Origin of the sequence: Frigoribacterium sp. CFBP 8751 (assembly GCF_014841545.1) — a bacterium.
Taxonomy (GTDB): domain Bacteria; phylum Actinomycetota; class Actinomycetes; order Actinomycetales; family Microbacteriaceae; genus Frigoribacterium.
In genome coordinates, this window is the sequence record NZ_JACYUB010000003.1 from 369,129 (window position 1) to 389,334 (window position 20,206).

A 20,206-nucleotide genomic window follows, 5' to 3' on the forward strand; every position below is an offset into this window, starting at 1 on the left:
CGGTCTCGAGGCCGAACGACCTCGACAGGCGAGCCTACCGTGAAAGGGTCGAGCGCTTCTCCTTGACGCTGGTCGCGTAGACGTCGCTGTACTGCTGCCCACTGAGGGCGTTGAGCTCGTACATGATCTCGTCCGTGATGGACCGCAGGATGAACCGGTCGCCCTCCATGCCCTCGAAGCGGCTGAAGTCGAGCGGCTCGCCGAAGACGATGCCGACACGGTGCAGGCGCGGGATCTTCGTCCCGGTCTTCATGACCTTCTCGGTTCCGATCATGGCGACGGGGATCACGGGCACGTGACCCTCGAGGATCATCCGCGCCACCCCTGTCCGGCCGCGGTAGAGCTTGCCGTCGGGGCTCCGGGTGCCCTCGGGGTAGATGCCGAGTTGCTCACCGCGGCCCAGGACGGACAGGCCCGTCGCCAACGATGCCTCGGACGCCTTGCCCCCGGACCGGTCGATGGACAGCTGCCCCGTGGCCGTGAAGAACAGCCGGCTGGCCCAGCCCTTGATGCCCTTGCCGGTGAAGTAGTCGCTCTTGGCGAGGAAGGAGATGCGCCGGTCGAGGACGAGTGGCAGGAAGATCGAGTCGACGAACGAGAGGTGGTTGCTCGCGAAGATGACGGCACCCGACGCGGGGACGTGCTCGCGACCACTGACCCACGGTCGGAAGATCGACAGGACGAGCGGACTCGCGACCATCGTCTTCAGGAACCAGTAGAGCATCGGTGCTCCTCTCGTCGGGGCGTCGGGAGTCTAGCGGTCGCCGGCGTGGAGGCGTGCGAGGTCGGCGGCGCCCACGACCCCCGCGTCGTTCACCAGCTCGGCGATCACGAACTCGGGCTCGGGGTGGTAGCCGCGAGCCGGCAGGTGCTCGAGGTACGCCGCCCGGACAGGTGCGAGCAGCAGCTCGCCGGACTGCGCCACGCCGCCGCCGAAGACGAAGACCTGCGGGTCGAGGATCGCGCTCAGCGACGCGGCCGCCTGACCGAGCCAGGTGCCGAGGCGACGCAGGGCCTCGACGGCGCCCGCGTCGCCGGACTGGAGCAACAGGCTGACGTCGTGGCCCGAGAGCTCGCCGCTCTCGGCGCGCAGATCGGCGAGGACGCGGCCGGCGCCACCCTCGTCGGCGACCTCACCCGCGATCCGCAGCAGGGCGCGACCCGAGCCGTACTGTTCGATGCACCCACGGGCCCCGCAGCCGCACGGAAGACCGTCGGGCACGATGCGCATGTGGCCGAGCTCGCCACCCGTGCCGAAGCCCCCGCGCAGGAGGCGGTCCTGCGCCACGATGGCACCGCCCACCCCCGTGCCGATGGTGAGCATCGTCATGTCGCTGGCGAGACGGCCCGCCCCGAACCGGAACTCGGCCCAGCCGGCGGCGTTCGCGTCGTTGTCGATCGTGATGTGCAGGTCGAGTCGCTCGGACAGCCGCGCCCGGAGGGGTTCGTTCCGCCACGCGATGTTGGGCGTGTAGTAGACGGTCGACTGCGCGGCGTCGATGAAGCCGGGGGCGGCCACTCCCGCGGCGGTGACGTCGGGGTGACGTGCCTGCAGCGACGTGACCATGTCGACGACCGCCTCGACGATCGCCCCCGCGTCGCCCGCGGGCGTCGCGACGCGCTCTTCGTCGACGATCTCGCCGAATTCGGTGACCACGCCGCCCGCGATCTTCGTCCCACCGATGTCGATTCCGATTGCCTGCACGAGGATCGAGTCTATCCTCGACGCCCGTTCACCTTCAGCACCGTCCCCCGGCGAGGTCGCGTTAGGGTTGTGGAACCATCGTTCGGTACCGAAGGAGCTGCCGTGAACGAACACATCGTCCCATCCGCCGTACCCGCCGACCCGTCCGCCAACGCGACCGACCTGTTGCTCGCCCGGGCCGCCGCCACGCCCGACGAGCCCCTGTTCTCCGTGCCGGACGGAACGGGCGGGTGGCGCGACGTCACGGCCGCCCGGTTCCTCGAGCAGGTGCGAGCGCTCGCGAAGGGACTCATCGCAGCAGGCGTCGGACCAGGCGACAAGATCGGCCTCATGTGCCGCACGCGCTACGAGTGGACCCTCATCGATTTCGCGACCTGGTTCGCGGGTGCCCTGCTCGTCCCCGTCTACGAGACGTCCTCGCCCGCACAGGTCCACTGGAACCTCAGCGACTCGGAGGCCGTGGCCGTCATCGTCGAGACCGCGGACCACTTCTCGCGGTTCGACGAGGTGCACCCCGAGTTGCCGTCCGTGACGCGCGTCTGGCAGGTCGACCTGGGCGATCTCGACAAGCTCGCCGCATCGGGTGTCGACGTGTCCGACGACGAACTCGAAGCCCGTCGCAGCGCCGCCGTCGCCGACGACGTCGCCACCATCATCTACACCTCGGGCACCACCGGCCGCCCCAAGGGATGCGTGCTGACCCACGCCAACTTCGTCGAGACGAGCCGCAACGCCGCCGTCGCCATGAGCGACGTCGTGGCGCCCGGCTCGTCCACCCTCTTGTTCGTGACGACCGCGCACGTCTTCGCGCGCTTCATCGCGGTGATGTCGGTCCACGCCGGGGTCAAGGTCGGCCACCAGGCCGACACGAAGCAGTTGCTGCCGTCGCTGGCCTCGTTCAAGCCGAGCTTCCTGCTCGCGGTCCCCCGCGTCTTCGAGAAGGTCTACAACTCGGCCGAGCAGAAAGCCGAGGCCGGGGGCAGAGGCGGCATCTTCCGGCAGGCCGTCGCCGTCGCCATCGCCCACAGCAAGGCACTCGACGAAGGCGCCGTGCCCCTGGGCCTGAAGCTCCGCTTCGCACTGTTCGACCGGCTCGTGTACGGCAAGCTCAAGAAGGCCATGGGCGGCAACATCCGCCATGCGGTCTCGGGCTCGGCCCCACTCGGCACGCGGCTCGGCCACTTCTTCCGCAGTCTCGACATCCGCATCCTCGAGGGCTACGGGTTGACCGAGACGACGGCTCCCGCAGCCGTCAACCTCGTCTCGAAGTTCAAGATCGGCACGGTCGGGCCGGCGTTGCCCGGGGTCGGCATCAGGATCGCGGACGACGGAGAAGTGCTCGTCAAGGGCGTCAACGTCTTCGCGGGGTACTGGAAGGACGACGAGGCCACGGCCGACGTCCTGGAGGACGGGTGGTTCCGCACCGGCGACCTCGGCACGCTCGACGCCGACGGCTATCTCACCATCACCGGCCGGAAGAAAGAGATCATCGTGACCGCCGGAGGCAAGAACGTCTCCCCCGCGGCTCTCGAGGACCCGATCAGGGCGAACCCCCTGGTCGGGCAGGTCGTCGTCGTGGGCGACCAGCGCCCGTTCGTCGCGGCCCTGATCACCCTCGACACGGAGATGCTGCCCGTGTGGTTGAACAACGCCGGCGAGGCGGCCGACATGCCCCTCGCCGAGGCCGCCCGGCACCCGAAGGTCCGCGCCGAGGTCCAACGGGCCGTCGACGACGCGAACGCCGCGGTCTCGAGGGCCGAGTCGATCCGCAAGTTCGAGATCCTGCCGGTCGAGTTCACCGAGGCCGGAGGTCACCTCACCCCGAAGATGAGCGTCAAGCGTGCCGTCGTGGTGGACGACTTCGCCCAGCACATCGCCGGCATCTACACGGCCCACCCCGACACCGAGTCGGTGCGGACCATCACCTCACGAGGACGGTGATCAGGCCCGCCACCAGTCGGCGGAACGGATCTCGCGCATGGCCTCACGCTTCGTCTCGGGCTCGAGGGTGAGCACGTAGAGCGTGCCGTCGAGATGGTCCGTCTCGTGTTGAAGGGCCTGGGCCATGAGCCCGGTGCCCTCGAGCACGATCTTGCGGCCCTCGAGGTCGACCCCCTCGACCCGGGCGTACTCGTGGCGCGGGGTCGGGAACCAGAACCCGGGCACCGAGAGACAGCCTTCGTCGACCAGGGTCTTCTCGCCCGAGACCTCGACGACGACGGGGTTCAGGACGTAACCGACCTGCCCGTCGACGTTGTAGCTGAAGGCCCGGAGCGACACCCCGATCTGGGCGGCCGCGACCCCGGCCCGCCCCGGCTCGCGAACGGTGTCGAGGAGATCTTCGACCAGGGACGCGAGGCGCGGGTCACCGATGGTCACGGGGTCGGACGTCGATCGAAGGACGGGATCGCCGAACAGGCGGATGGGTCTCACGCTCACGGCGCGCCTCCTGGGGTGGGTCTGGATGTGGTGCGGACGACGCGTCGCGACACCACGACGTCGACGGCCGGGCTGGCGCGGACGTTTCGCGGAAGCGGACGCACACCGCATCGACGTGGCTGTTGGGTGATTCAACAGTAGTGAAGGTATCGTCTGTGTCGTGCATGTACTCAGCGTCAGCTCTCTCAAAGGGGGCGTCGGCAAGACGACGGTGACGCTCGGACTCACGTCGGCCGCCTTCGCCAAGGGTCTCAGGACCCTCGTCGTCGACCTCGATCCCCAGTCCGACGTCTCGACCGGCCTCGACATCACCGTCTCGGGTCACCTCAACGTCGCGGACGTCCTCGCGTCGCCGAAAGAGAAGACGGTCCGTTCGGCGATCGCTCCCAGCGGCTGGACGAAGGGCCGTCAGGGCAAGGTCGACGTCATGATCGGCAGCCCCTCGGCCATCAACTTCGACGGTCCGCACCCGTCGATCCGTGACATCTGGAAGCTCGAAGAGGCCCTGGCCAACGTCGAGGCCGACTACGACCTCGTCCTGATCGACTGCGCCCCGTCCCTCAACGCCCTCACCCGTACCGCCTGGGCGGCCTCCGATCGCGTGACGGTCGTCACCGAACCGGGTCTGTTCAGCGTGGCCGCCGCGGACCGGGCCCTCCGCGCCATCGAGGAGATCCGACGGGGCCTCTCACCGCGCCTCCAGCCCCTCGGCATCATCGTCAACCGCGCCCGCGTGCAGTCCCTGGAGCACCAGTTCCGCATCAAGGAGCTGCGCGACATGTTCGGCCCCCTGGTCCTGTCGCCCCAGCTGCCCGAGCGCACGTCGCTGCAGCAGGCCCAGGGTGCGGCCAAGCCTCTCCACGCCTGGCCCGGCGAGAGCGCACAAGAGATGGCCCGCAACTTCGACCAGCTGCTCGAGCGCATCATGCGGACGGCCAAGATCGGCGACTACGCCGAGCCTGCTGCCCACTGAACCGGCACCCGTCCCTGACGTGACGACGAAGGCCCCGCACGACATCGTGCGGGGCCTTCGTCGTCCCCGACCGCGTCTCGCGGTCGAGGGCTGATCAGCTGGCGCGGGTGCCGCGTCGGGCGGCGAGCTCGTCGGAGGGATCGGCGGCGGGCGTGCTGTCGATCTCGACGAGACTCGACTCCACCTCGCGGAGGACCTTGCCGACGGCGATGCCGAACACACCCTGACCGCGGCTGACGAGGTCGATGACCTCGTCGTCCGACGTGCACAGATACACACTGGCTCCGTCGCTCATCAGGGTCGTCTGGGCGAGGTCGTTCACCCCGGCCTCGCGGAGTTGGTTGACGGCCGTCCGGATCTGCTGGAGCGAGATGCCCGTGTCGAGGAGGCGCTTGACGAGCTTGAGGACGAGGATGTCGCGGAAACCGTAGAGGCGTTGGGAGCCGGAGCCCGCGGCGCCGCGGATGGTCGGCTCGACCAGCTCGGTGCGCGCCCAGTAGTCGAGCTGGCGGTAGCTGATGCCGGCAGCCTTGGCCGCGACGGTGCCGCGGTAGCCACTGTCGGCGTCGTGTTCGGGCAGGCCGTCGGTGAAGAGCAGACCCAGCTCGTAGCGGGATTCCTCGGGGGAACCTGACTCACTCATGCTGTTGCCTTCCACGTTCTTCTTCCGGAGCTCAACGTTCAACATCGGGTTGATGGTTGTACAGGACTCACGGTACCCACAACGGGGAGCTGCCTGGGCGACATTCGCTCCGACGGGTCGGCGTGTCGAGGATATTCGCCCGGAGCGAGGACGTCTAGGCGTCGAGACGCCCCAGAGCCGATCGGACGAGCCCCGACCGGACGACGTCGATCTGCGCCGCGAGCTCGCGGGAGAGCTCGGCGACCCGGGCCCGGGACGCCGCGTCGTGCTTGCGCGCCAACGGCGCGAGTGCCGTCTCGATGAGGCCGAGTTCGCGGTCGACCGACGCACGGACCGTCCGCAGGTGTCGAGGTTCGATGCCCGACCTGCCCAGTTCGACCAGGGCCGACAGCACCGAGACCGATTCGTCACCGTATCGACCCGCAGGCGGCAGGAGCGACGCCGAGACGGCCTCGTCGAGCAGGGCGGGCGACGCCCCGGTCTCGCGGAGCAACTCGTCGCGACCGAGCCGACGACCGTGCGTCAGGATCGAGACGGGCGCCGCCCCGGACGGGAGCGCTGCCGGGCGACCGGCGTCGAGGTCGGCGAGATGCTGACGGATGACCTTGAGCGGCAGGTAGTGGTCGCGCTGGAGCCCGAGGATGAAACGGAGCCGCTCGACGTCTGCCGGCGAGAACTTGCGGTAGCCGGACGGGGTGCGCACCGGGGTGACCAACTCGCGCTCTTCGAGGAAGCGCAGCTTGCTGTTCGACAGGTCGGGGAACTCGGGCTTGAGCCGTGAGAGGACCTGCCCGATCGTCAACAGGTCGGACGGCCCGGTCTGCGACGACCGGGCGACGGCGGTGCGGGGCACGACTACTTGATCGCCAGGTTCGCGAGATCGACCCGCGATGCGTAGAACGTGAGGCGGAACTTGCCGACCTGGACCTCGGCCCCGTCGGAGAGCCGGGCCTCGTCGATGCGGACACCGTCGAAGTAGGTGCCGTTCAGCGACCCGAGATCGCGCACGCTGAAGCTGATGCCCTCGCGGCGGAACTCGGCGTGCTTGCGGCTGACCGTCACGTCGTCGAGGAAGATGCCGGCCTCGGGGTGACGCCCGGCGATGGTGACGTCGGAGTCGAGGAGGAATCGTGCGCCGATGTTGGGGCCGCGGCGGACCACGAGCAGCGCAGAACCCGAAGGCAGGGCGGCGACGGCGTCACGCTCGTCGGTGGACACGCCTCCCTCGAGGGCGGCCAGTTGCGCCTGGAACTCTTCGTTGAAGCTGAGGGTCGTGTCGACCTCGCGAGGGGCGCCGGGAGCGCGGTCCTGCTCGCCGGGTGCCGGGTTGGCGGGCTCTGCCATCGTGGACCTCCTTTGGCGTCCCAGCGTATCGGAACTCCGACCCTCGTCGGGAACCGATTTCGGCGACCGCCCGCGCGGATGGCGGTGCCGATGGCGGTGAGACGATCTCGACATCGTTCACCGCGCCTCCTCATGGGACTCCCCACCGCCTCAGGGTCTGGTCATAGGCATCTCTTGGGGTCGCACCGTTCCATGGACCCATCGTCACCACCACCGCCACAGGAGGCACACCATGAACGACCGAGACGGCGACACCACGACCGGCACCGCGAACGACGCCACGCCCGTGACGCCCTCCGCGTCGACCGAGCAGCAGGCCGGGGAGAACGCCGAGAAGGCCACCGCGCAGCCCGCCGAGGCGCGCACCCTCCCCCACGTCACCGGCGCGTCCGACGCGCGCTACGTGTCGGCGGCACCGACCTGGATGGCCCAGGACGACTCGCACCAGTCGTACGACGCCACGTCGGGCTCCTCGACGGCGGCCGGTGGCGACGGCGCACGGGGCACGGTGCCCCCGGCCTTCGGTGGCGCCCCCAAGCCCCGTCGCTCGAAGAAGTGGCTCGCCCTCACCGGTGCGGCGGCGGCCGTCGTCATCGTCGCGGGTGCGGCGGGTGGCGGCGCCTACGCCGCCGGTCGCTCGGCCGGAACCGCGGCGGCACAGGCCGCGAGCGAGCGCCAGGCCCTCGAGCTGCTGCCACAGCTCACGCAGCCGGGCAGCGGGTCGAGCGGCTCGACGTCCCCGTTCGGCGGCTCGACCCCGCAGGACGGATCGTCACAGCAGGGCACCTCGACCCAGACCAGCGCGACGGCGGCGACCGACGAGGAGAAGGCCGGCGTCGTCACCATCGTCTCGACCCTGAACTACGACGCCTCGTACAAGTCCGCGGGCACGGGCATGATCCTGACCTCGGGCGGACTCATCCTGACGAACAACCACGTCGTCCAGGGCGCCACCAGCATCCAGGTCACCGTCGAGTCGACGGGCGAGACGTACACGGCCGACGTCGTGGGGACGGACGCCACGAACGACGTGGCGGTGCTGAAGCTGCAGGACGCGACCGGCCTCACCCCGGTGAGCTTCGACGCGTCCGGCGACGTCGCCACGGGGGACGTCGTCCACTCGACGGGCAACGCCGAGGGCACGGGCGACCTGGTCACCGCCCAGGGCACGGTCCTCGGCACGGACCAGTCGATCACGGTCCAGAGCGAGTCCGGCTCGGGCACCGAGTCGCTGTCGGGCCTCATCGAGGTCGACGCCGACGTGGTCTCGGGTGACTCCGGCGGCCCGCTCCGCGACGGCGACGGCGACGTCGTCGGCATCGTGACGGCGGCCTCACAGGGCTCGTCGACCATCACCGGGTATGCCATCCCGATCGACCACGCTCTGTCGATCGCCAAGCAGATCCAGTCGGGAACGGGCAGCTCCACCGTGCAGATCGGCCTGCCTGCCTTCCTGGGCGCCCAGATCTCGAGCACGGCGACCGGCACCGCGGGCGGGGTCACGATCGCCGGCACCGTCCAGGGCAGCGCGGCAGCCTCGGCCGGTCTCGTCGCCGGCGACGTGATCACCGCGATCGACGGGACGGCCGTGGCGGACTCGTCCGCACTCACGGCCGCAATCCAGGCGCACGACTCGGGTGACCAGGTCTCGGTCACCTGGACCGACACGGCCGGCACGTCCCACACCGCGACCGTCACGCTGGGCGACGGCCCCGCCGCCTGAACCGAGAGCCAGGACGGACGGGCCCGTTCCACCGGTCGGTGGGGCGGACCCGTCCGTCGGTGTCAGTCGAGGCCGACGGCCCGGCGGAAGACGCCCGGACGCACGACGGTCGCCCCGACGGCGGCGACCCGGTCGGTGAGGCCTCGGTCGGCCGTGACGACGACGACGCGGGGCGCCGGGCCGGACACGTCGCGCAGGGAGCGCACACGGGCCACGATCGCCGAATCACCGTCGGCCTCGGCACGGACGACGGTCAGGCCGGGGAACGTGTCGCCGACGGCCCGAGCATCGCCTTCGACCACGGCGATCGCCTCCGGCCATCGCCAGGTGGGCGCCCCGGGAGGCTCGGCGGCGGACTCGCTCGCGAACGCCGCGACGTCCGTCGGGGAGGCGCTCCGGTCCGGCCCGCTCGCGACGACCGGCGTGTCGTCCCCTCTGCCGTCAGGCGAGACGAGCGACTCGGCCACGCCGTCGCGGGCGCCCCGGCAGAGGGCGTCGAGGAACCGGTTCGTGGCACCGACGCGGTCGCGCCACCAGCCGTCGGGCCGGGAGCCGAGGACGTTCGCGACGTCCACGACGACGTGCACCTCGCTCTCGAGCTCGGCTCGGAGCCTCGGCCACGAGGCGGCGAACCCGGGGTGAAGCGGGAGACCGGCCACCTCGTCGGCCGGCACCCAACCCAGGGCGATGCTCTCGGCGTCCGAGACCACGGGGTCGAACGGACGCACGGCGCGGGCGACGACGGTCGTGTACGACCAGAAGCCGAGGTCGAGCTCGGCGGCGAACAGCAACCGCAACGCGTCGCGCGGCACGGCGGCCTCTTCACCGCTCTCGCGCAGGGCGCCGTCGACCGCGCTCTCGCCGTGATGGCGGGCTCCGCCGGGAAGCCCCCAGGTGCCGCCGAAGTGGCTCCAGTCGGCCCGGTGCTGCAGCAGCACCCGGTCGTCGGGGTCGACGACGAGCAGACCCGCGGCCCCGGCGCGGCCCCAGAACCGACGTCCGTCGGGGGCCTCGACCCAGCCGTCCGCGGGCTCCTGCGTGTTCACACGGTCGAGCTTGCCACAGGGACGAGGAGGCGGTGCCCGCGTCGAGCACAGGACGTCACGTCGACCGGTCGGCCCGGTGGCGGGCGACCAAACCGACGAGGCGGGAGCTCCGAAGGCATGCATGGGGCTGGCCCGCGACCCGATGTCGGGCCAGCCCTCCCCGGTTCCGGCACCGCGCCTCCTCGGGTCCCGTGTCGGGTCGAGCGGGTCAGGGCTGCTGCACGGAGAAGACGTTGCCGGCCGGGTCCGTGAACCAGGCGATGTCCGGGCCCCGCCCCACGCTGCGCCCGCGCATCACACCACGCTCGTCGGAGTGGCCGCCGAGGTGCTGCGGTTCGAGGCCGAGCTCGGCCAGTTCGTCGAGGGCGGCGTCGACGTCGTCGACGACGAGGTTGAGGACGGTGTACGACGCGGGGACGTGGTCGGGCTTGCCGTAGACGAAGACCCACGCCGCGCCTCCCGGCAGACGCAGGCGGAACATCTGACCGTCGACGAGTACCTCGGTCTCGAGGCCGAGGACGTCCCGGTAGAAGGACTCGGCGGCCGGCACGTCGTCGACGCTGAACCCGGAGTAGCCGGACCACGGACGGAACACGGGTGGCCCCTCTCTGGCACGGGACGGCCGACGGACGTCGGCGTCCTGCCCAGCGTGGACCCTGACGGCCCCGGGCACCAGCCCCCGTCAGACGAACCGGATGGCCTGCTGCAACCGCGCCCGCACCTCGAAGACGTCCGAGATGCTCGTGCGGTCGCCGAGTTCGGGCCCGTGCCGCAGGACCTGCGGCAGCAGGGACCGGCGCACGACCCAGGTGCCCCCGGCACGTCGGCCCACCTTCTCGAGGGCCGGGGCGAAGTCGTCGTCGGGCACCACGATCAGCTGGGCCGTGAACGACACGCGGGTCTCGCGCCGGACGGCCCGGGCCTGTCGGGTGAGGTCGCGGACGGGCTCTTCGTCGGCGGGGACGCCCCGACCGACGAGCTCGCCCCGGGACACCTGCACCTCGCTGCCCCAGTCGGAGGACTGGACGGCGAACAGGCCCGACGGTCCGAGCACGACGTGATCGAGCTTGCCCTCGGCACCCGCGTCGACGTCGCTCCAGATGGTGAAGCCGATGCCGAGTTCGGTCACGGCGGCGACGGTGGCTTCTTCGGCCATCGCGTCGGCCAGCACGTGACGGATCTCGGGGGGCGCGCTCCGGACGAGGCGCTCGTCGTACGGATCGTCGAGCGGCACGCCCCGACCGACCCACTCACGCATCAGGCCGAGGTACCGCTCGCGGTTCGCACCGCCGGGGTGACCGTGGACCCGGGCCTTGGGCTGGGAATCGGTCCGAGCCGGCTCACGGGGCGGCGGTGACCAGCCGGGGGAAGTCGACCCCGCGGACCGCGCGCTGCCCGAGGGAGCGGTGCTCGGTGAGCCCGACCCGCGGTCGTAGGCGGAGCGGGCCTCGGGCGTGCCCACCTGTTGCCAGGCGTGCTGCAGGTCGCGGAAGGCCTGCGCGGTGCCCCCGAGATCGGGGTGGGTCTGGCGAGCCAAGCGTCGGTAGGCGCGGCGCAGGTCGTCGGTCGACGCCGTCGACGGCACGCCGAGCACCTCGTAGGGCGTGGCGGAGGCGGGACTGGGCGTCACGACGGCGACTTTACCGAACGTCCGCTGGACGTCCGATGACGGCCGTCGGGGACGCGGTCGACCCCGTGGCTCACCGCGACGGGGCGGCCGAGGGGTCCACGGACGACGATCGGCGCACCGACCGGGCGACCCGCCACGCGCGCCACCGGAGACGAGCACGCCGCGCGAGGCGACGCACCCACTGGGTGATGCGATGGGCGGCCGGGAACTCGGTGCCGAGCACGGCGACGCCGACGAAGACGATGAGCCAACCGGGCCCGGGCAGCGGGACGAGGATGAGGCCCACGACGACGATCAGGGCCCCGAGCACCCCGACGCCGATCTTGTAGAGCAACCGGAGGCGCGGATGCGCGTCGAGCCGGAGTCGCATCTTCGCGTGACCGTCGCGCAGGGCACGGCGACGCCGGCCGCGGTGCGGGCCGGCCCCGCGGTGCTCGACCGGGAGCTCGCCGTGCGGGGTCTCGGGCTGCTCGTCCATGACGGTGACGTTAGGGGGCGTTCCTGTGAGCACCACGCCCCACGAGGGGGTAGCCAGGGAACATGGATTACACACACCTCGGACGCACAGGGTTGTCCGTCTCCCGGGCCGTGCTCGGCACGATGAACTTCGGGCCGCAGACCACGGAGGACGACTCCCACGCGATCATGGACCGGGCGCACGAACTCGGCGTCAACTTCTTCGACACGGCGAACGTGTACGGCTGGGAGAAGGGCGAAGGCATCACCGAACAGATCATCGGTCGGTGGTTCGCCCGCGGGGGTGGGCGACGGGAGAAGACCGTCCTCGCCACCAAGCTGTACGGCGACATGGGCGACTGGCCCAACGACGGCAAGCTCAGTGCGCTGAACATCCGACGTGCACTCGACGCGAGCCTGACGCGACTCCAGACGGACCACATCGACCTCTACCAGTTCCACCACGTGGACCGTGAGACCCCGTGGGACGAGATCTGGCAGGCGATGGAGGTCGCCGTCCAACAGGGCAAGGTGCTCTACGTCGGGAGCAGCAACTTCGCGGGCTGGCACATCGCACAGGCCCAGGAGGCCGCGAAGACCCGGCACTTCACCGGTCTCGTGAGCGAGCAGTCGATCTACAACCTCATCGTCCGCGACGTCGAGCGCGAGACCCTGCCGGCCGCCCGGCACTACGGTCTCGGCATGATCCCGTGGTCGCCGCTCAACGGTGGCCTGCTCGGCGGCGTGATCGAGAAGACCGAGGAGGGTTCGCGACGCCTCGAGGGGCGAAGCGCCGAGTACGTCGCAGAACACCGCGACCAGCTCGAAGCCTACGAGTCGTTCGCCCGGGAGTTGGGCCACGCCCCGGGCGAGGTCGCCCTCGCATGGCTGCTGCACCAGCCGGGCGTCACGGGACCCATCACGGGGCCGCGGACCATGGCACAACTGGAGTCGGCGGTCGCCGCCGTCGACGTGACGCTGGACGAGGCCGCGCTGGCGCGGCTGGACGAGATCTTCCCCGGGCACAAGACGTCGCCCGAGGACTACGCGTGGTGAACCGGAGGACGACATGAAGACCAGGACCATCGGAGACGTGACGGTCAGCGCGATCGGCCTGGGCGGCATGCCCTTGTCGATCGAGGGCCGTCCCGACGAAAAGCAGGGCATCGCCACCATCCACGCCGCGCTCGAGCAGGGCATCACCCTGATCGACACGGCCGACGCCTACCACCAGGCCGGCAAGGACGAGGTCGGGCACAACGAGCTGCTCATCGCCAAGGCGCTCAAGAGCTACCACGCCGACACCGACCAGGTGCTCGTCGCGACGAAGGGCGGGCACCTTCGTCCCGAGGCGGGCTCCTGGGCGCAGAACGGCGACCCGGCCTACCTCAAGGAGGCGGCCAAGGCCTCCGCGAAGCGGCTCGGCGTCGAGACCATCGGGCTGTACCAGTTCCACCGCCCGGACCCGGCGGTGCCCTACGCCGACTCGATCGGCGCCCTGGCGGAGCTGCTCGACGAGGGCGTCATCCGCATGGCGGGCATCTCGAACGCCACCCCGGACCAGATCCGCGAGGCCAACGCGGTCCTCGACGAACGCCTGGTCTCCGTCCAGAACCAGTACTCGCCCGCGTTCCGGTCGAGCGAGGCCGAGCTCGTGCTGTGCGACGAGATGGGCATTGCCTTCCTGCCGTGGAGCCCCCTCGGCGGGATCACGAACGCGGGTGAGCTCGGAGCGAAGCACGCCGTGTTCGCCGAGATCGCCAACGCCCGACGGGTCACCCCTCAGGTCTTGACGCTCGCCTGGGAGCTCGCCAAGTCCGAGCTCGTCATCCCGATCCCGGGATCGACCCGACCGCAGACGATCATGAACTCGGCCACGGCGACGTCGATCAAGCTCTCGGCCGACGAGATCCAGCGGCTCGACGCCGCCTGACCGAACACCGGTGCGCCCGCCCCTCGGGGCGGGCGCACCGTCACGACCATCCCGAACGAACAGGAGACAGCCATGGCCGACGCCAACCTGACCCGCCCCTACGACATCATCGGCATCGTGCCCGAGTTCGAGCTCTCGAGTACGGACCTCACCGACGGAGGCGAGCTGCAGCGAGCCCAGGTGAGCGGCATCATGGGCCCCGGCGGCGACGACGCCAGCCCCCAGCTGAGCTGGTCCGGCGCCCCCGGGGGCACCAAGAGCTTCGCGGTCACCATCTACGACCCCTACGCTCCGACGGGTTCGGGCTTCTGGCACTGGGCCGTGGCCGACCTTCCCGCCGACACGACGTCGCTGCCCTCCGGTGCAGGTGACGACCAGGGCTCGGGTCTGCCCGAGGGTGCGATCCAGCTGCAGAACGACGGCGGGCTCGCCCGCTACGTCGGCGCCGCTCCGCCCGAGGGTCACGGACCGCACACCTACTTCGTCGCGGTGCACGCCCTCGACGTCGAGAAGATCGGGGTCGACGAGACCGCCAGCCCGGCGTACCTCGGCTTCAACCTGCACTTCCACACGCTGGCCCGCGCCGTGATCTCGGCGACCTTCGAGGTCCCGGCGGCCTGATCCGTCACGCTCGACGTCGACACGACNCATCTGCGTCTTGCGCGGGTCCGTCTCGGCGAGGCCGTCGAAGATCGACTCGATGCGCGTCAGGACGTCGGCCTCAAGGGTCACTCCCGAGGCCTTGGCGTTCGACTCGACCTGCTCGGGACGCGAGGCCCCGATGATCGCCGAGGCGACGTTCTCGTTCGACAGCACCCATGCCAACGAGAGCTGGGCCTGTGTGAGGCCCAGGTCGGCCGCGATCGGCTCCAGCTGGGCCACGGCGTCGAGGACGTCATCGCGCAGCCAGCGCTCGATCATGCCCGCGCCGCCCTTCTGGTCGGTCGCCCGGCTACCCGCCGGCAGCTCGGCGCCGACGGTGTACTTCCCGGTCAGGACGCCCTGGGCGACGGGTGACCAGACGATCTGCGAGATGCCGAGCTCGGCCGACGCCGGGACGACCTCGTCCTCGATGACCCGCCAGAGCAGCGAGTACTCGGGCTGGTTCGAGACCAGTTGGATCTTCAGCTCGCGAGCCAGGGCGTGCGCCTCGCGGAGCTGCTCGGCGTTCCACTCCGAGACGCCGATGTAGAGCACCTTGCCCTGGCGGACGAGGTCGGCGAAGGTCTCCATCGTCTCGTCGAGGGGCGTCTCGACGTCGTACCGATGTGCCTGGTAGAGGTCGACGTAGTCGGTCTGCAGGCGCGTGAGCGACCCGTTGATCGACTCGGTGATGTGCTTCCGGCTGAGCCCGGTGTCGTTGTGGCCCTTGGGCCCGGTGGGACCGTAGACCTTGGTGAAGATCTCGAGCGACTCGCGACGCTCACCCTTCAGCGCCTCGCCGAGGACCGTCTCGGCCTGCGTGTTGGCGTAGACGTCGGCCGTGTCGAACGAACTGATGCCGACGTCGAGGGCCGCGCGGACGCAGCGCGTCGCCGTGTCGTTCTCGACCTGGGACCCGTGGGTGAGCCAGTTGCCGTAGGTGAGCTCGCTGACCTTGAGCCCGCTGTTGCCGAGGTACCTGAACTTCATGGACGACCCTTCTCGGTGGTGCCGCGTCGATGCGGCACCCCGTCGACGCTAGTCACCGTCTGCCCCGCCCGCCCGGTCGCCGAACCGTCCGGGCACGGTGAACCCCGACGGCGTGCGATGCCAGAACGCCCGCAACCGGAGGGGGCCGGCTCCGAGCGACCGGGCGAGGCCGGAGGCCCAGGCGTCGACCGCGACCCGATCGAGCTCGTCGTCGTCCACCGTCTGCCAGACGCACACCACCTGGCGCGCTCTTGCCCGGAGTCCTTGATGCCGGAACAGGTCGACCAGTTCGTCGACGTCACGTCGCCGCGGCAGTCGCGGCACGTCGTGCAGACGACCGGCGGGGGCCACCTGCCGACCGTCGGCGTCGAGGAAGGCGAAGTTGACGACCTCGCGATCGCAGCCCTCGGCGCACAGCTCGATCGCGTGGTCGAGCTACGCCCGATCATCGGCGTCGGGCCCGAGGACGGGAAGCCGGAGGAGGTCGGGATCGGGGTCGAAGGGCAGGGAACCTCCGCGGACGCGCATGCGTCAAGCCACCGGGAGGAGGGGACGGACGTCGGACGGGGTGCGACGCATCGGCGGATGGACCGTGAGGTCGCCGGGTTCGATCACCGCCAGGATCGCCGCGGCCCACCGCTGGTCGTCACACGCCGCCGAGAGCGACTCGTCGGTGCTCTGCCACACGAGCAGGACGGATGTGGCATCGACCCAGCCCGCCACCTCGACGATTCGCAGGGCCAGGACCTCGACCCCGTCGCGGGTGGGCTCGACCGGCGAGCCGGCGAGGGCGACGGGTGGCGCGACGGGCAGGCCGTCGTCCCCCAGGTAGATCCAGAGCAGGGCGCGTTCGTCGCACGGCTCGAGGCAGAACTCGTCGACGAAGTCCTCGAGCTGCTCGTCGGTGGGGTCGGGGGCGAGTACGGGTGGGTACGTGTCGATCGTCGTCATGGTCCGAGGCTGGCTGGCCGAGCCGCGGTGAGGACCTGCGAACGCCCGGCCTGTGGAGGAAGCCGTTTCTCGTCGAACTGGGGAGGAGGCGACCAGACGGGGACCGACGGACGCGACGTCGCGCGCGACCGCACCCGCGCCTCCTGCACCGGATACGCTCGTCCGGTGGCCGTGATCGGGGAGTTCTTCGGCGGGGTGGCGCTGCTCGGGCGGGGGCTGCGACTGTGGGCGACGTCCCCGCGGCTGATGCTGCTGGGCGCGGTGCCCGCCCTCGTCGTGGGCGCGGTCTTGGTGGCCGGGCTCGTCGTCGTCGGTCTCGCGGCAGACGACATCGCCCGCGCCGTGACGCCGTTCGCCGACGAGTGGCCCGAATGGTCCCGCACGCTCGTTCGTCTCGGTGGTGGTCTGGCCGTGGCCGCCCTGGCCGTGCTGCTCGCGGTCGTCGCGTTCACCGCCGTCACGCTGCTCGTCGGCGATCCCTTCTACGAGCGCATCTGGCGCCGCGTCGAGGAGCACGAGGGCGACGCACCTGCCGACGTGGATCGGGGCTTCTGGCGCGGGCTCGCCCGGAGCGCCGGCGACTCGCTCCGACTGCTGCTGGCCACGGCCGGGGTGGGCGTCCTCTTGTTCGTCGGCGGATTCGTGCCGGTCGTCGGCCAGACCGTCGTGCCGGTCGTGGGCGCGCTGGTCGGCGGATGGTTCCTGGCGGTCGAGCTCACCGGGTACGCCTTCGACGCCCGGGGCCGCTCGCTCGCCGAGCGCCGCCGTGGACTCGCCGTCAACCGGGCACGCACCCTGGGGCTGGGCACCGCGACCTACCTGCTGTTCTTCGTCCCGCTCGGGGCGGTGCTCGTCATGCCGGCGGCCGTCGCCGCGGCCACCCTGCTGGCCCGCGAGGTGGCCGCCGGGCCGACCGGGGAGGCGGCCGTGACACCGACCGTCGGACCGGCCTCGCCGGCCGACGACTACCATCCCCCGGCATGACCACCCCCGCGACGCCGACCAACCCCGCCGTCTCCCTGCCCGACGGGCGCGTCGTCCCGGCCCTCGGCCAGGGCACCTGGAACATCGGCGACGACCCACGCCGCCGAGCCGACGAGGTCGCCGCGCTGCGGGCCGGCCTCGACGCCGGCCTGACCATGATCGACACGGCCGAGATGTACGGCGGCGGGCGGTCCGAGTCGCTGGTCGGCGAGGCGATCGCGGGCCGACGCGACGAGGTGTTCCTGGTCGGCAAGGTCCTGCCGGGCAACGCCTCGCGGCAGGGCACCGTCGACGCCTGTCACGCCAGCCTCCGGCGCCTGGGTACCGACCGCCTCGACCTCTACCTGCTGCACTGGCGGGGGCGGCACCCGCTCGCGGAGACCGTCGGGGCCCTGGAGGCGCTGGTCGCCGAGGGCGCGATCGGCGGCTGGGGCGTCAGCAACTTCGACGTCGACGACCTGCACGAGTTGCTCTCGGTACCCGGTGGCGAGAACGTCCAGACGAACCAGGTCCTGTACAACCTGGCCCGTCGCGGACCCGAGTTCGACCTGCTGCCCTGGGCGCGCGAGCACGGCGTGCCCCTCACCTCGTACTCCCCCGTCGACGGCGGCGAGCTGCTCGGACACCCCGTCCTCGAGCAGGTGGCGAGCGATCTCGGCGTCTCGTCGGCGCAGCTCGCCCTCGCCTGGGTGCTGCGCCTCGTGCCCGACCTCATGGTCGCCGTCAAGGCGGGCACGGCCGAGCACACGCTCGAGAACGCGGCGGCCCTGGCGGTCGACCTCGACGACCAGGCGTTCGTGCAGCTCGAGCGGGCGTTCCCGGCGCCGACGACCGCGGTGCCCCTCGAGATGCGTTGACCCGCGCCTCCCGGGCTCGCCTCCCACCCACGCATGCGCCAGAGTGGAGGGACCAGCCCGGGTGACATCGACGTCGCCTGGACGCGAGCTCCAGAGGACACCGCATGATCATCGACAGAGCCGACGTGATCGTCACCAGCCCCGACCGCAACTTCGTGACGCTGAAGATCACGACCTCCGACGGCGTCACCGGCCTCGGCGACGCCACCCTGAACGGGCGCGAACTCGCCGTCGTCGCCTACCTGACCGAGCACGTCGTGCCCCTGTTGATCGGGCGGGACCCGGCCCGCATCGAGGACACCTGGCAGTTCCTGTACCGCAGCGCCTACTGGCGGCGTGGCCCGGTCACGATGGCCGCCGTCGCCGCCGTCGACGTCGCCCTCTGGGACATCAAGGCCAAGGTCGCCGGCCTGCCCCTCTACCAGCTGCTCGGCGGCGCCTCGCGCACCGGGCTGCTGACCTACGGCCACGCCTCGGGGAAGGACATCGAGGAACTGTTCGACAGCGTCCGCGACCACCAGGAGCAGGGCTACCAGGCGATCCGCATCCAGACCGGGGTGCCGGGCCTGAAGTCGATCTACGGGATCGCCTCGAACGCCACGTTCGACGCCAACAGCGGCGTGCGCTACGACCACGAACCCGCCCAACGCGGAGCCCTGCCGAACGAAGAGGATTGGGACACCCGTTCGTACCTGCGGCACGTGCCCACCGTGTTCGAGGCGGTGCGGAACGAGTTCGGCCCCGAGATCCCCCTGCTGCACGACGGCCACCACCGCATGACGCCGATCCAGGCGGCGAGGCTGGGCAAGAGCCTCGAACCCTACGACCTGTTCTGGCTCGAGGACGTCACCCCGGCCGAGAACCCCGAGGCGCTGCGACTCGTGAGGCAGCACACGACCACTCCCCTGGCCATCGGCGAGATCTTCAACACCGTCTGGGACTACCAGCAGATCATCCGCGAGCAGCTGATCGACTACGTCCGCAGCGCCGTCACGCACACGGGTGGAATCACGCACCTCAAGAAAGTCCTCGACTACGCCTCCCAGTACCAGATCAAGTCGGGCATGCACGGGCCGACCGACATCTCGCCCGTCGGGATGGCCGCCGCGATGCACCTCGGGCTCGCCATCCACAACTTCGGCATCCAGGAGTACATGAAGCACGGTGCGAGGACCGACGAGGTCTTCGAGCAGAGCTTCACCTTCGAGGGCGGCATGCTGCACCCGGGCGAGCAGCCCGGGATCGGGGTCGAGCTGGACGAGCGGGCCGCCGCGGCGTACCCGTACGCGCAGGCCTACCTGCCCTACAACCGGCTGGCGGACGGGACCGTCCACGACTGGTGACGAGGAGGCGCGGCGCGGGCGAGCGCGTCGCTCACCCCTCGTAGGCCGCCGCCAGCTCGGCGATGACCAGGCGGTTCATGCCCATCATCGCCGTCATGGCCCGGGCGGCGCCTTCGGGGTCGGGCCCGCCGAGGTATCGGTCCATCACCGACGGGACGACCTGCCAGGAGAAGCCCCAGCGGTCCGTCACCCAGCCGCACCGCCCCTCCTGGCCGCCGTCGGCCGCGAAGGCGTCCCAGTAGTGGTCGAGCTCGTCCTGGGTCTCGACCGAGATCGAGAACGACGTGGCCTCGGTCGGCCTCGGCCCTGCGTCGCCGCCGTTCAGCAGGCGGTAGGGCTGGCCGTCGAGCTCGAGGTCGACGACGAGGGCCTGACCGGCCATGGCTGCGTCGGGGAAGTCGTCGGGATAGCGCGACACGTCGGTGACGCGCGACGACGGGAACAGGGTGACGTAGAAGTCCGCTGCGGTCTCGATGTCACGACCGAACCAGAGCGTGGGGGTGATGCGGGGCATGGTGCGCCTCCTCGGCGTGGGCCGGCGGCACCG

The 20,206-nt window shown here is 70.9% G+C and carries 22 protein-coding genes and 1 pseudogene; 9 read left to right on the top strand and 14 right to left on the bottom strand.

Going from position 1 to position 20,206, the window contains the following annotated elements; translation table 11 throughout:
* Nucleotides 1-34 precede the first annotated feature (34 nt).
* Together IFT88_RS10960 and IFT88_RS10965 are read right to left on the bottom strand one after the other, a co-directional pair.
* On the bottom strand, nt 35-724 hold the full coding sequence (locus IFT88_RS10960; RefSeq protein WP_043594913.1) for a lysophospholipid acyltransferase family protein: 690 nt from the start codon (nt 722-724) through the stop codon (nt 35-37).
* A 30-nt stretch (nt 725-754) separates the two neighbouring features.
* Nucleotides 755-1,705: an ROK family glucokinase gene (locus IFT88_RS10965; protein ID WP_043594912.1), complete on the bottom strand. Its 951-nt coding sequence runs from the start codon at nt 1,703-1,705 to the stop codon at nt 755-757.
* Between the two features lie 102 nt (nt 1,706-1,807).
* On the opposite strand from IFT88_RS10965, the gene IFT88_RS10970 reads away from it, so the two are divergent.
* The gene (locus tag IFT88_RS10970; protein WP_192120511.1) at nt 1,808-3,646 is read left to right on the top strand and encodes an AMP-binding protein; all 1,839 of its coding nucleotides are present in this window, start codon (nt 1,808-1,810) and stop codon (nt 3,644-3,646) included.
* On the opposite strand, the gene def is transcribed toward IFT88_RS10970, so the two are convergent.
* Nucleotides 3,647-4,144, bottom strand: a complete 498-nt coding sequence (gene def, locus IFT88_RS10975) for a peptide deformylase (RefSeq protein WP_137847454.1) — start codon at nt 4,142-4,144, stop codon at nt 3,647-3,649.
* 160 nt (nt 4,145-4,304) lie between these two features.
* Between def and IFT88_RS10980 the strand changes: the two genes are divergently transcribed.
* Entirely contained in the window at nt 4,305-5,117 is an 813-nt protein-coding gene (locus IFT88_RS10980; RefSeq protein WP_192120512.1) for an AAA family ATPase, read from the top strand.
* Between the two features lie 94 nt (nt 5,118-5,211).
* Here IFT88_RS10980 and IFT88_RS10985 read toward each other — a convergent pair whose 3' ends face one another.
* The 3 genes from IFT88_RS10985 to IFT88_RS10995 all read right to left on the bottom strand — a co-directional run bounded on the left by IFT88_RS10985 (nt 5,212) and on the right by IFT88_RS10995 (nt 7,104).
* On the bottom strand, nt 5,212-5,760 hold the full coding sequence (locus IFT88_RS10985; RefSeq protein ID WP_043595057.1) for a MerR family transcriptional regulator: 549 nt from the start codon (nt 5,758-5,760) through the stop codon (nt 5,212-5,214).
* A gap of 154 nt (nt 5,761-5,914) precedes the next feature.
* A complete protein-coding gene (gene ftsR, locus IFT88_RS10990; RefSeq protein WP_043594908.1) occupies nt 5,915-6,613 on the bottom strand; it encodes a transcriptional regulator FtsR in 699 nt (232 codons plus the stop codon).
* Between the two features lie 2 nt (nt 6,614-6,615).
* Nucleotides 6,616-7,104, bottom strand: a complete 489-nt coding sequence (locus IFT88_RS10995; RefSeq protein ID WP_043594907.1) for an FHA domain-containing protein — start codon at nt 7,102-7,104, stop codon at nt 6,616-6,618.
* A gap of 232 nt (nt 7,105-7,336) precedes the next feature.
* Between IFT88_RS10995 and IFT88_RS11000 the strand changes: the two genes are divergently transcribed.
* Nucleotides 7,337-8,827, top strand: a complete 1,491-nt coding sequence (locus tag IFT88_RS11000; protein ID WP_192120514.1) for a S1C family serine protease — start codon at nt 7,337-7,339, stop codon at nt 8,825-8,827.
* Nucleotides 8,828-8,889: 62 nt separating this feature from the next.
* Here the strand turns inward: IFT88_RS11000 and IFT88_RS11005 are convergent, their stop codons facing one another.
* From IFT88_RS11005 to IFT88_RS11020, 4 genes are all read right to left on the bottom strand, one after another.
* The gene (locus IFT88_RS11005) at nt 8,890-9,873 is read right to left on the bottom strand and encodes an NUDIX hydrolase (protein WP_342212141.1); all 984 of its coding nucleotides are present in this window, start codon (nt 9,871-9,873) and stop codon (nt 8,890-8,892) included.
* Nucleotides 9,874-10,081: 208 nt separating this feature from the next.
* Nucleotides 10,082-10,468, bottom strand: a complete 387-nt coding sequence (locus tag IFT88_RS11010; RefSeq protein ID WP_192120518.1) for a VOC family protein — start codon at nt 10,466-10,468, stop codon at nt 10,082-10,084.
* Between the two features lie 87 nt (nt 10,469-10,555).
* A complete protein-coding gene (locus IFT88_RS11015) occupies nt 10,556-11,503 on the bottom strand; it encodes a DnaJ domain-containing protein (protein WP_192120520.1) in 948 nt (315 codons plus the stop codon).
* Nucleotides 11,504-11,573: 70 nt separating this feature from the next.
* Nucleotides 11,574-11,981: a TIGR02611 family protein gene (locus IFT88_RS11020; RefSeq protein ID WP_052505238.1), complete on the bottom strand. Its 408-nt coding sequence runs from the start codon at nt 11,979-11,981 to the stop codon at nt 11,574-11,576.
* Between the two features lie 62 nt (nt 11,982-12,043).
* Between IFT88_RS11020 and IFT88_RS11025 the strand changes: the two genes are divergently transcribed.
* From IFT88_RS11025 to IFT88_RS11035, 3 genes are all read left to right on the top strand, one after another.
* Nucleotides 12,044-13,015 (top strand): aldo/keto reductase, encoded by a 972-nt coding sequence (locus IFT88_RS11025; RefSeq protein WP_043594904.1) that lies wholly within the window; start codon nt 12,044-12,046, stop codon nt 13,013-13,015.
* A gap of 13 nt (nt 13,016-13,028) precedes the next feature.
* A complete protein-coding gene (locus tag IFT88_RS11030) occupies nt 13,029-13,892 on the top strand; it encodes an aldo/keto reductase (protein ID WP_043594903.1) in 864 nt (287 codons plus the stop codon).
* Nucleotides 13,893-13,964: 72 nt separating this feature from the next.
* Nucleotides 13,965-14,513, top strand: a complete 549-nt coding sequence (locus tag IFT88_RS11035; protein ID WP_192120522.1) for a YbhB/YbcL family Raf kinase inhibitor-like protein — start codon at nt 13,965-13,967, stop codon at nt 14,511-14,513.
* Between the two features lie 27 nt (nt 14,514-14,540).
* On the opposite strand, the pseudogene IFT88_RS11040 reads toward IFT88_RS11035, so the two are convergent.
* The 3 genes and pseudogenes from IFT88_RS11040 to IFT88_RS16805 form a co-directional block, all read right to left on the bottom strand.
* Nucleotides 14,541-15,524: pseudogene (locus IFT88_RS11040) on the bottom strand (aldo/keto reductase family protein); the annotation flags it as partial.
* Nucleotides 15,525-15,572: 48 nt separating this feature from the next.
* Entirely contained in the window at nt 15,573-15,875 is a 303-nt protein-coding gene (locus IFT88_RS11045; RefSeq protein WP_192120630.1) for a hypothetical protein, read from the bottom strand.
* A 180-nt stretch (nt 15,876-16,055) separates the two neighbouring features.
* Nucleotides 16,056-16,475, bottom strand: coding sequence for a hypothetical protein (locus tag IFT88_RS16805; RefSeq protein ID WP_043594899.1), 420 nt, complete (start codon nt 16,473-16,475; stop codon nt 16,056-16,058).
* A gap of 165 nt (nt 16,476-16,640) precedes the next feature.
* On the opposite strand from IFT88_RS16805, the gene IFT88_RS16810 reads away from it, so the two are divergent.
* The 3 genes from IFT88_RS16810 to manD all read left to right on the top strand — a co-directional run bounded on the left by IFT88_RS16810 (nt 16,641) and on the right by manD (nt 19,659).
* Nucleotides 16,641-17,459 carry an EI24 domain-containing protein gene (locus IFT88_RS16810; protein WP_199859144.1) on the top strand — a complete coding sequence of 273 codons (819 nt, stop codon included), beginning with the start codon at nt 16,641-16,643 and terminating at the stop codon, nt 17,457-17,459.
* A complete protein-coding gene (locus IFT88_RS11055) occupies nt 17,456-18,316 on the top strand; it encodes an aldo/keto reductase (protein ID WP_192120524.1) in 861 nt (286 codons plus the stop codon). The genes IFT88_RS16810 and IFT88_RS11055 overlap by 4 nt, the downstream gene beginning before the upstream one ends.
* A gap of 104 nt (nt 18,317-18,420) precedes the next feature.
* Complete coding sequence (manD, locus tag IFT88_RS11060) at nt 18,421-19,659, top strand: D-mannonate dehydratase ManD (protein WP_137848312.1); 1,239 nt, start codon at nt 18,421-18,423, stop codon at nt 19,657-19,659.
* 31 nt (nt 19,660-19,690) lie between these two features.
* Here the strand turns inward: manD and IFT88_RS11065 are convergent, their stop codons facing one another.
* Nucleotides 19,691-20,173 (bottom strand): VOC family protein, encoded by a 483-nt coding sequence (locus IFT88_RS11065; protein WP_192120525.1) that lies wholly within the window; start codon nt 20,171-20,173, stop codon nt 19,691-19,693.
* Nucleotides 20,174-20,206: the final 33 nt, after the last annotated feature.

What these genes read in the sequence shown, in the direction of transcription:
- IFT88_RS11000 (WP_192120514.1), top strand. Translation starts at nt 7,337, where the DNA reads ATGAACGACCGAGACGGCGACACCACGACCGGCACCGCGAACGACGCC.
- IFT88_RS16805 (WP_043594899.1), bottom strand. Translation starts at nt 16,475, where the DNA reads ATGACGACGATCGACACGTACCCACCCGTACTCGCCCCCGACCCCACC.
- IFT88_RS11025 (WP_043594904.1), top strand. Translation starts at nt 12,044, where the DNA reads ATGGATTACACACACCTCGGACGCACAGGGTTGTCCGTCTCCCGGGCC.
- IFT88_RS11055 (WP_192120524.1), top strand. Translation starts at nt 17,456, where the DNA reads ATGACCACCCCCGCGACGCCGACCAACCCCGCCGTCTCCCTGCCCGAC.
- IFT88_RS11035 (WP_192120522.1), top strand. Translation starts at nt 13,965, where the DNA reads ATGGCCGACGCCAACCTGACCCGCCCCTACGACATCATCGGCATCGTG.
- IFT88_RS10960 (WP_043594913.1), bottom strand. Translation starts at nt 724, where the DNA reads ATGCTCTACTGGTTCCTGAAGACGATGGTCGCGAGTCCGCTCGTCCTG.
- manD (WP_137848312.1), top strand. Translation starts at nt 18,421, where the DNA reads ATGATCATCGACAGAGCCGACGTGATCGTCACCAGCCCCGACCGCAAC.
- IFT88_RS10985 (WP_043595057.1), bottom strand. Translation starts at nt 5,760, where the DNA reads ATGAGTGAGTCAGGTTCCCCCGAGGAATCCCGCTACGAGCTGGGTCTG.
- IFT88_RS11065 (WP_192120525.1), bottom strand. Translation starts at nt 20,173, where the DNA reads ATGCCCCGCATCACCCCCACGCTCTGGTTCGGTCGTGACATCGAGACC.
- IFT88_RS11030 (WP_043594903.1), top strand. Translation starts at nt 13,029, where the DNA reads ATGAAGACCAGGACCATCGGAGACGTGACGGTCAGCGCGATCGGCCTG.
- IFT88_RS10995 (WP_043594907.1), bottom strand. Translation starts at nt 7,104, where the DNA reads ATGGCAGAGCCCGCCAACCCGGCACCCGGCGAGCAGGACCGCGCTCCC.
- IFT88_RS11020 (WP_052505238.1), bottom strand. Translation starts at nt 11,981, where the DNA reads ATGGACGAGCAGCCCGAGACCCCGCACGGCGAGCTCCCGGTCGAGCAC.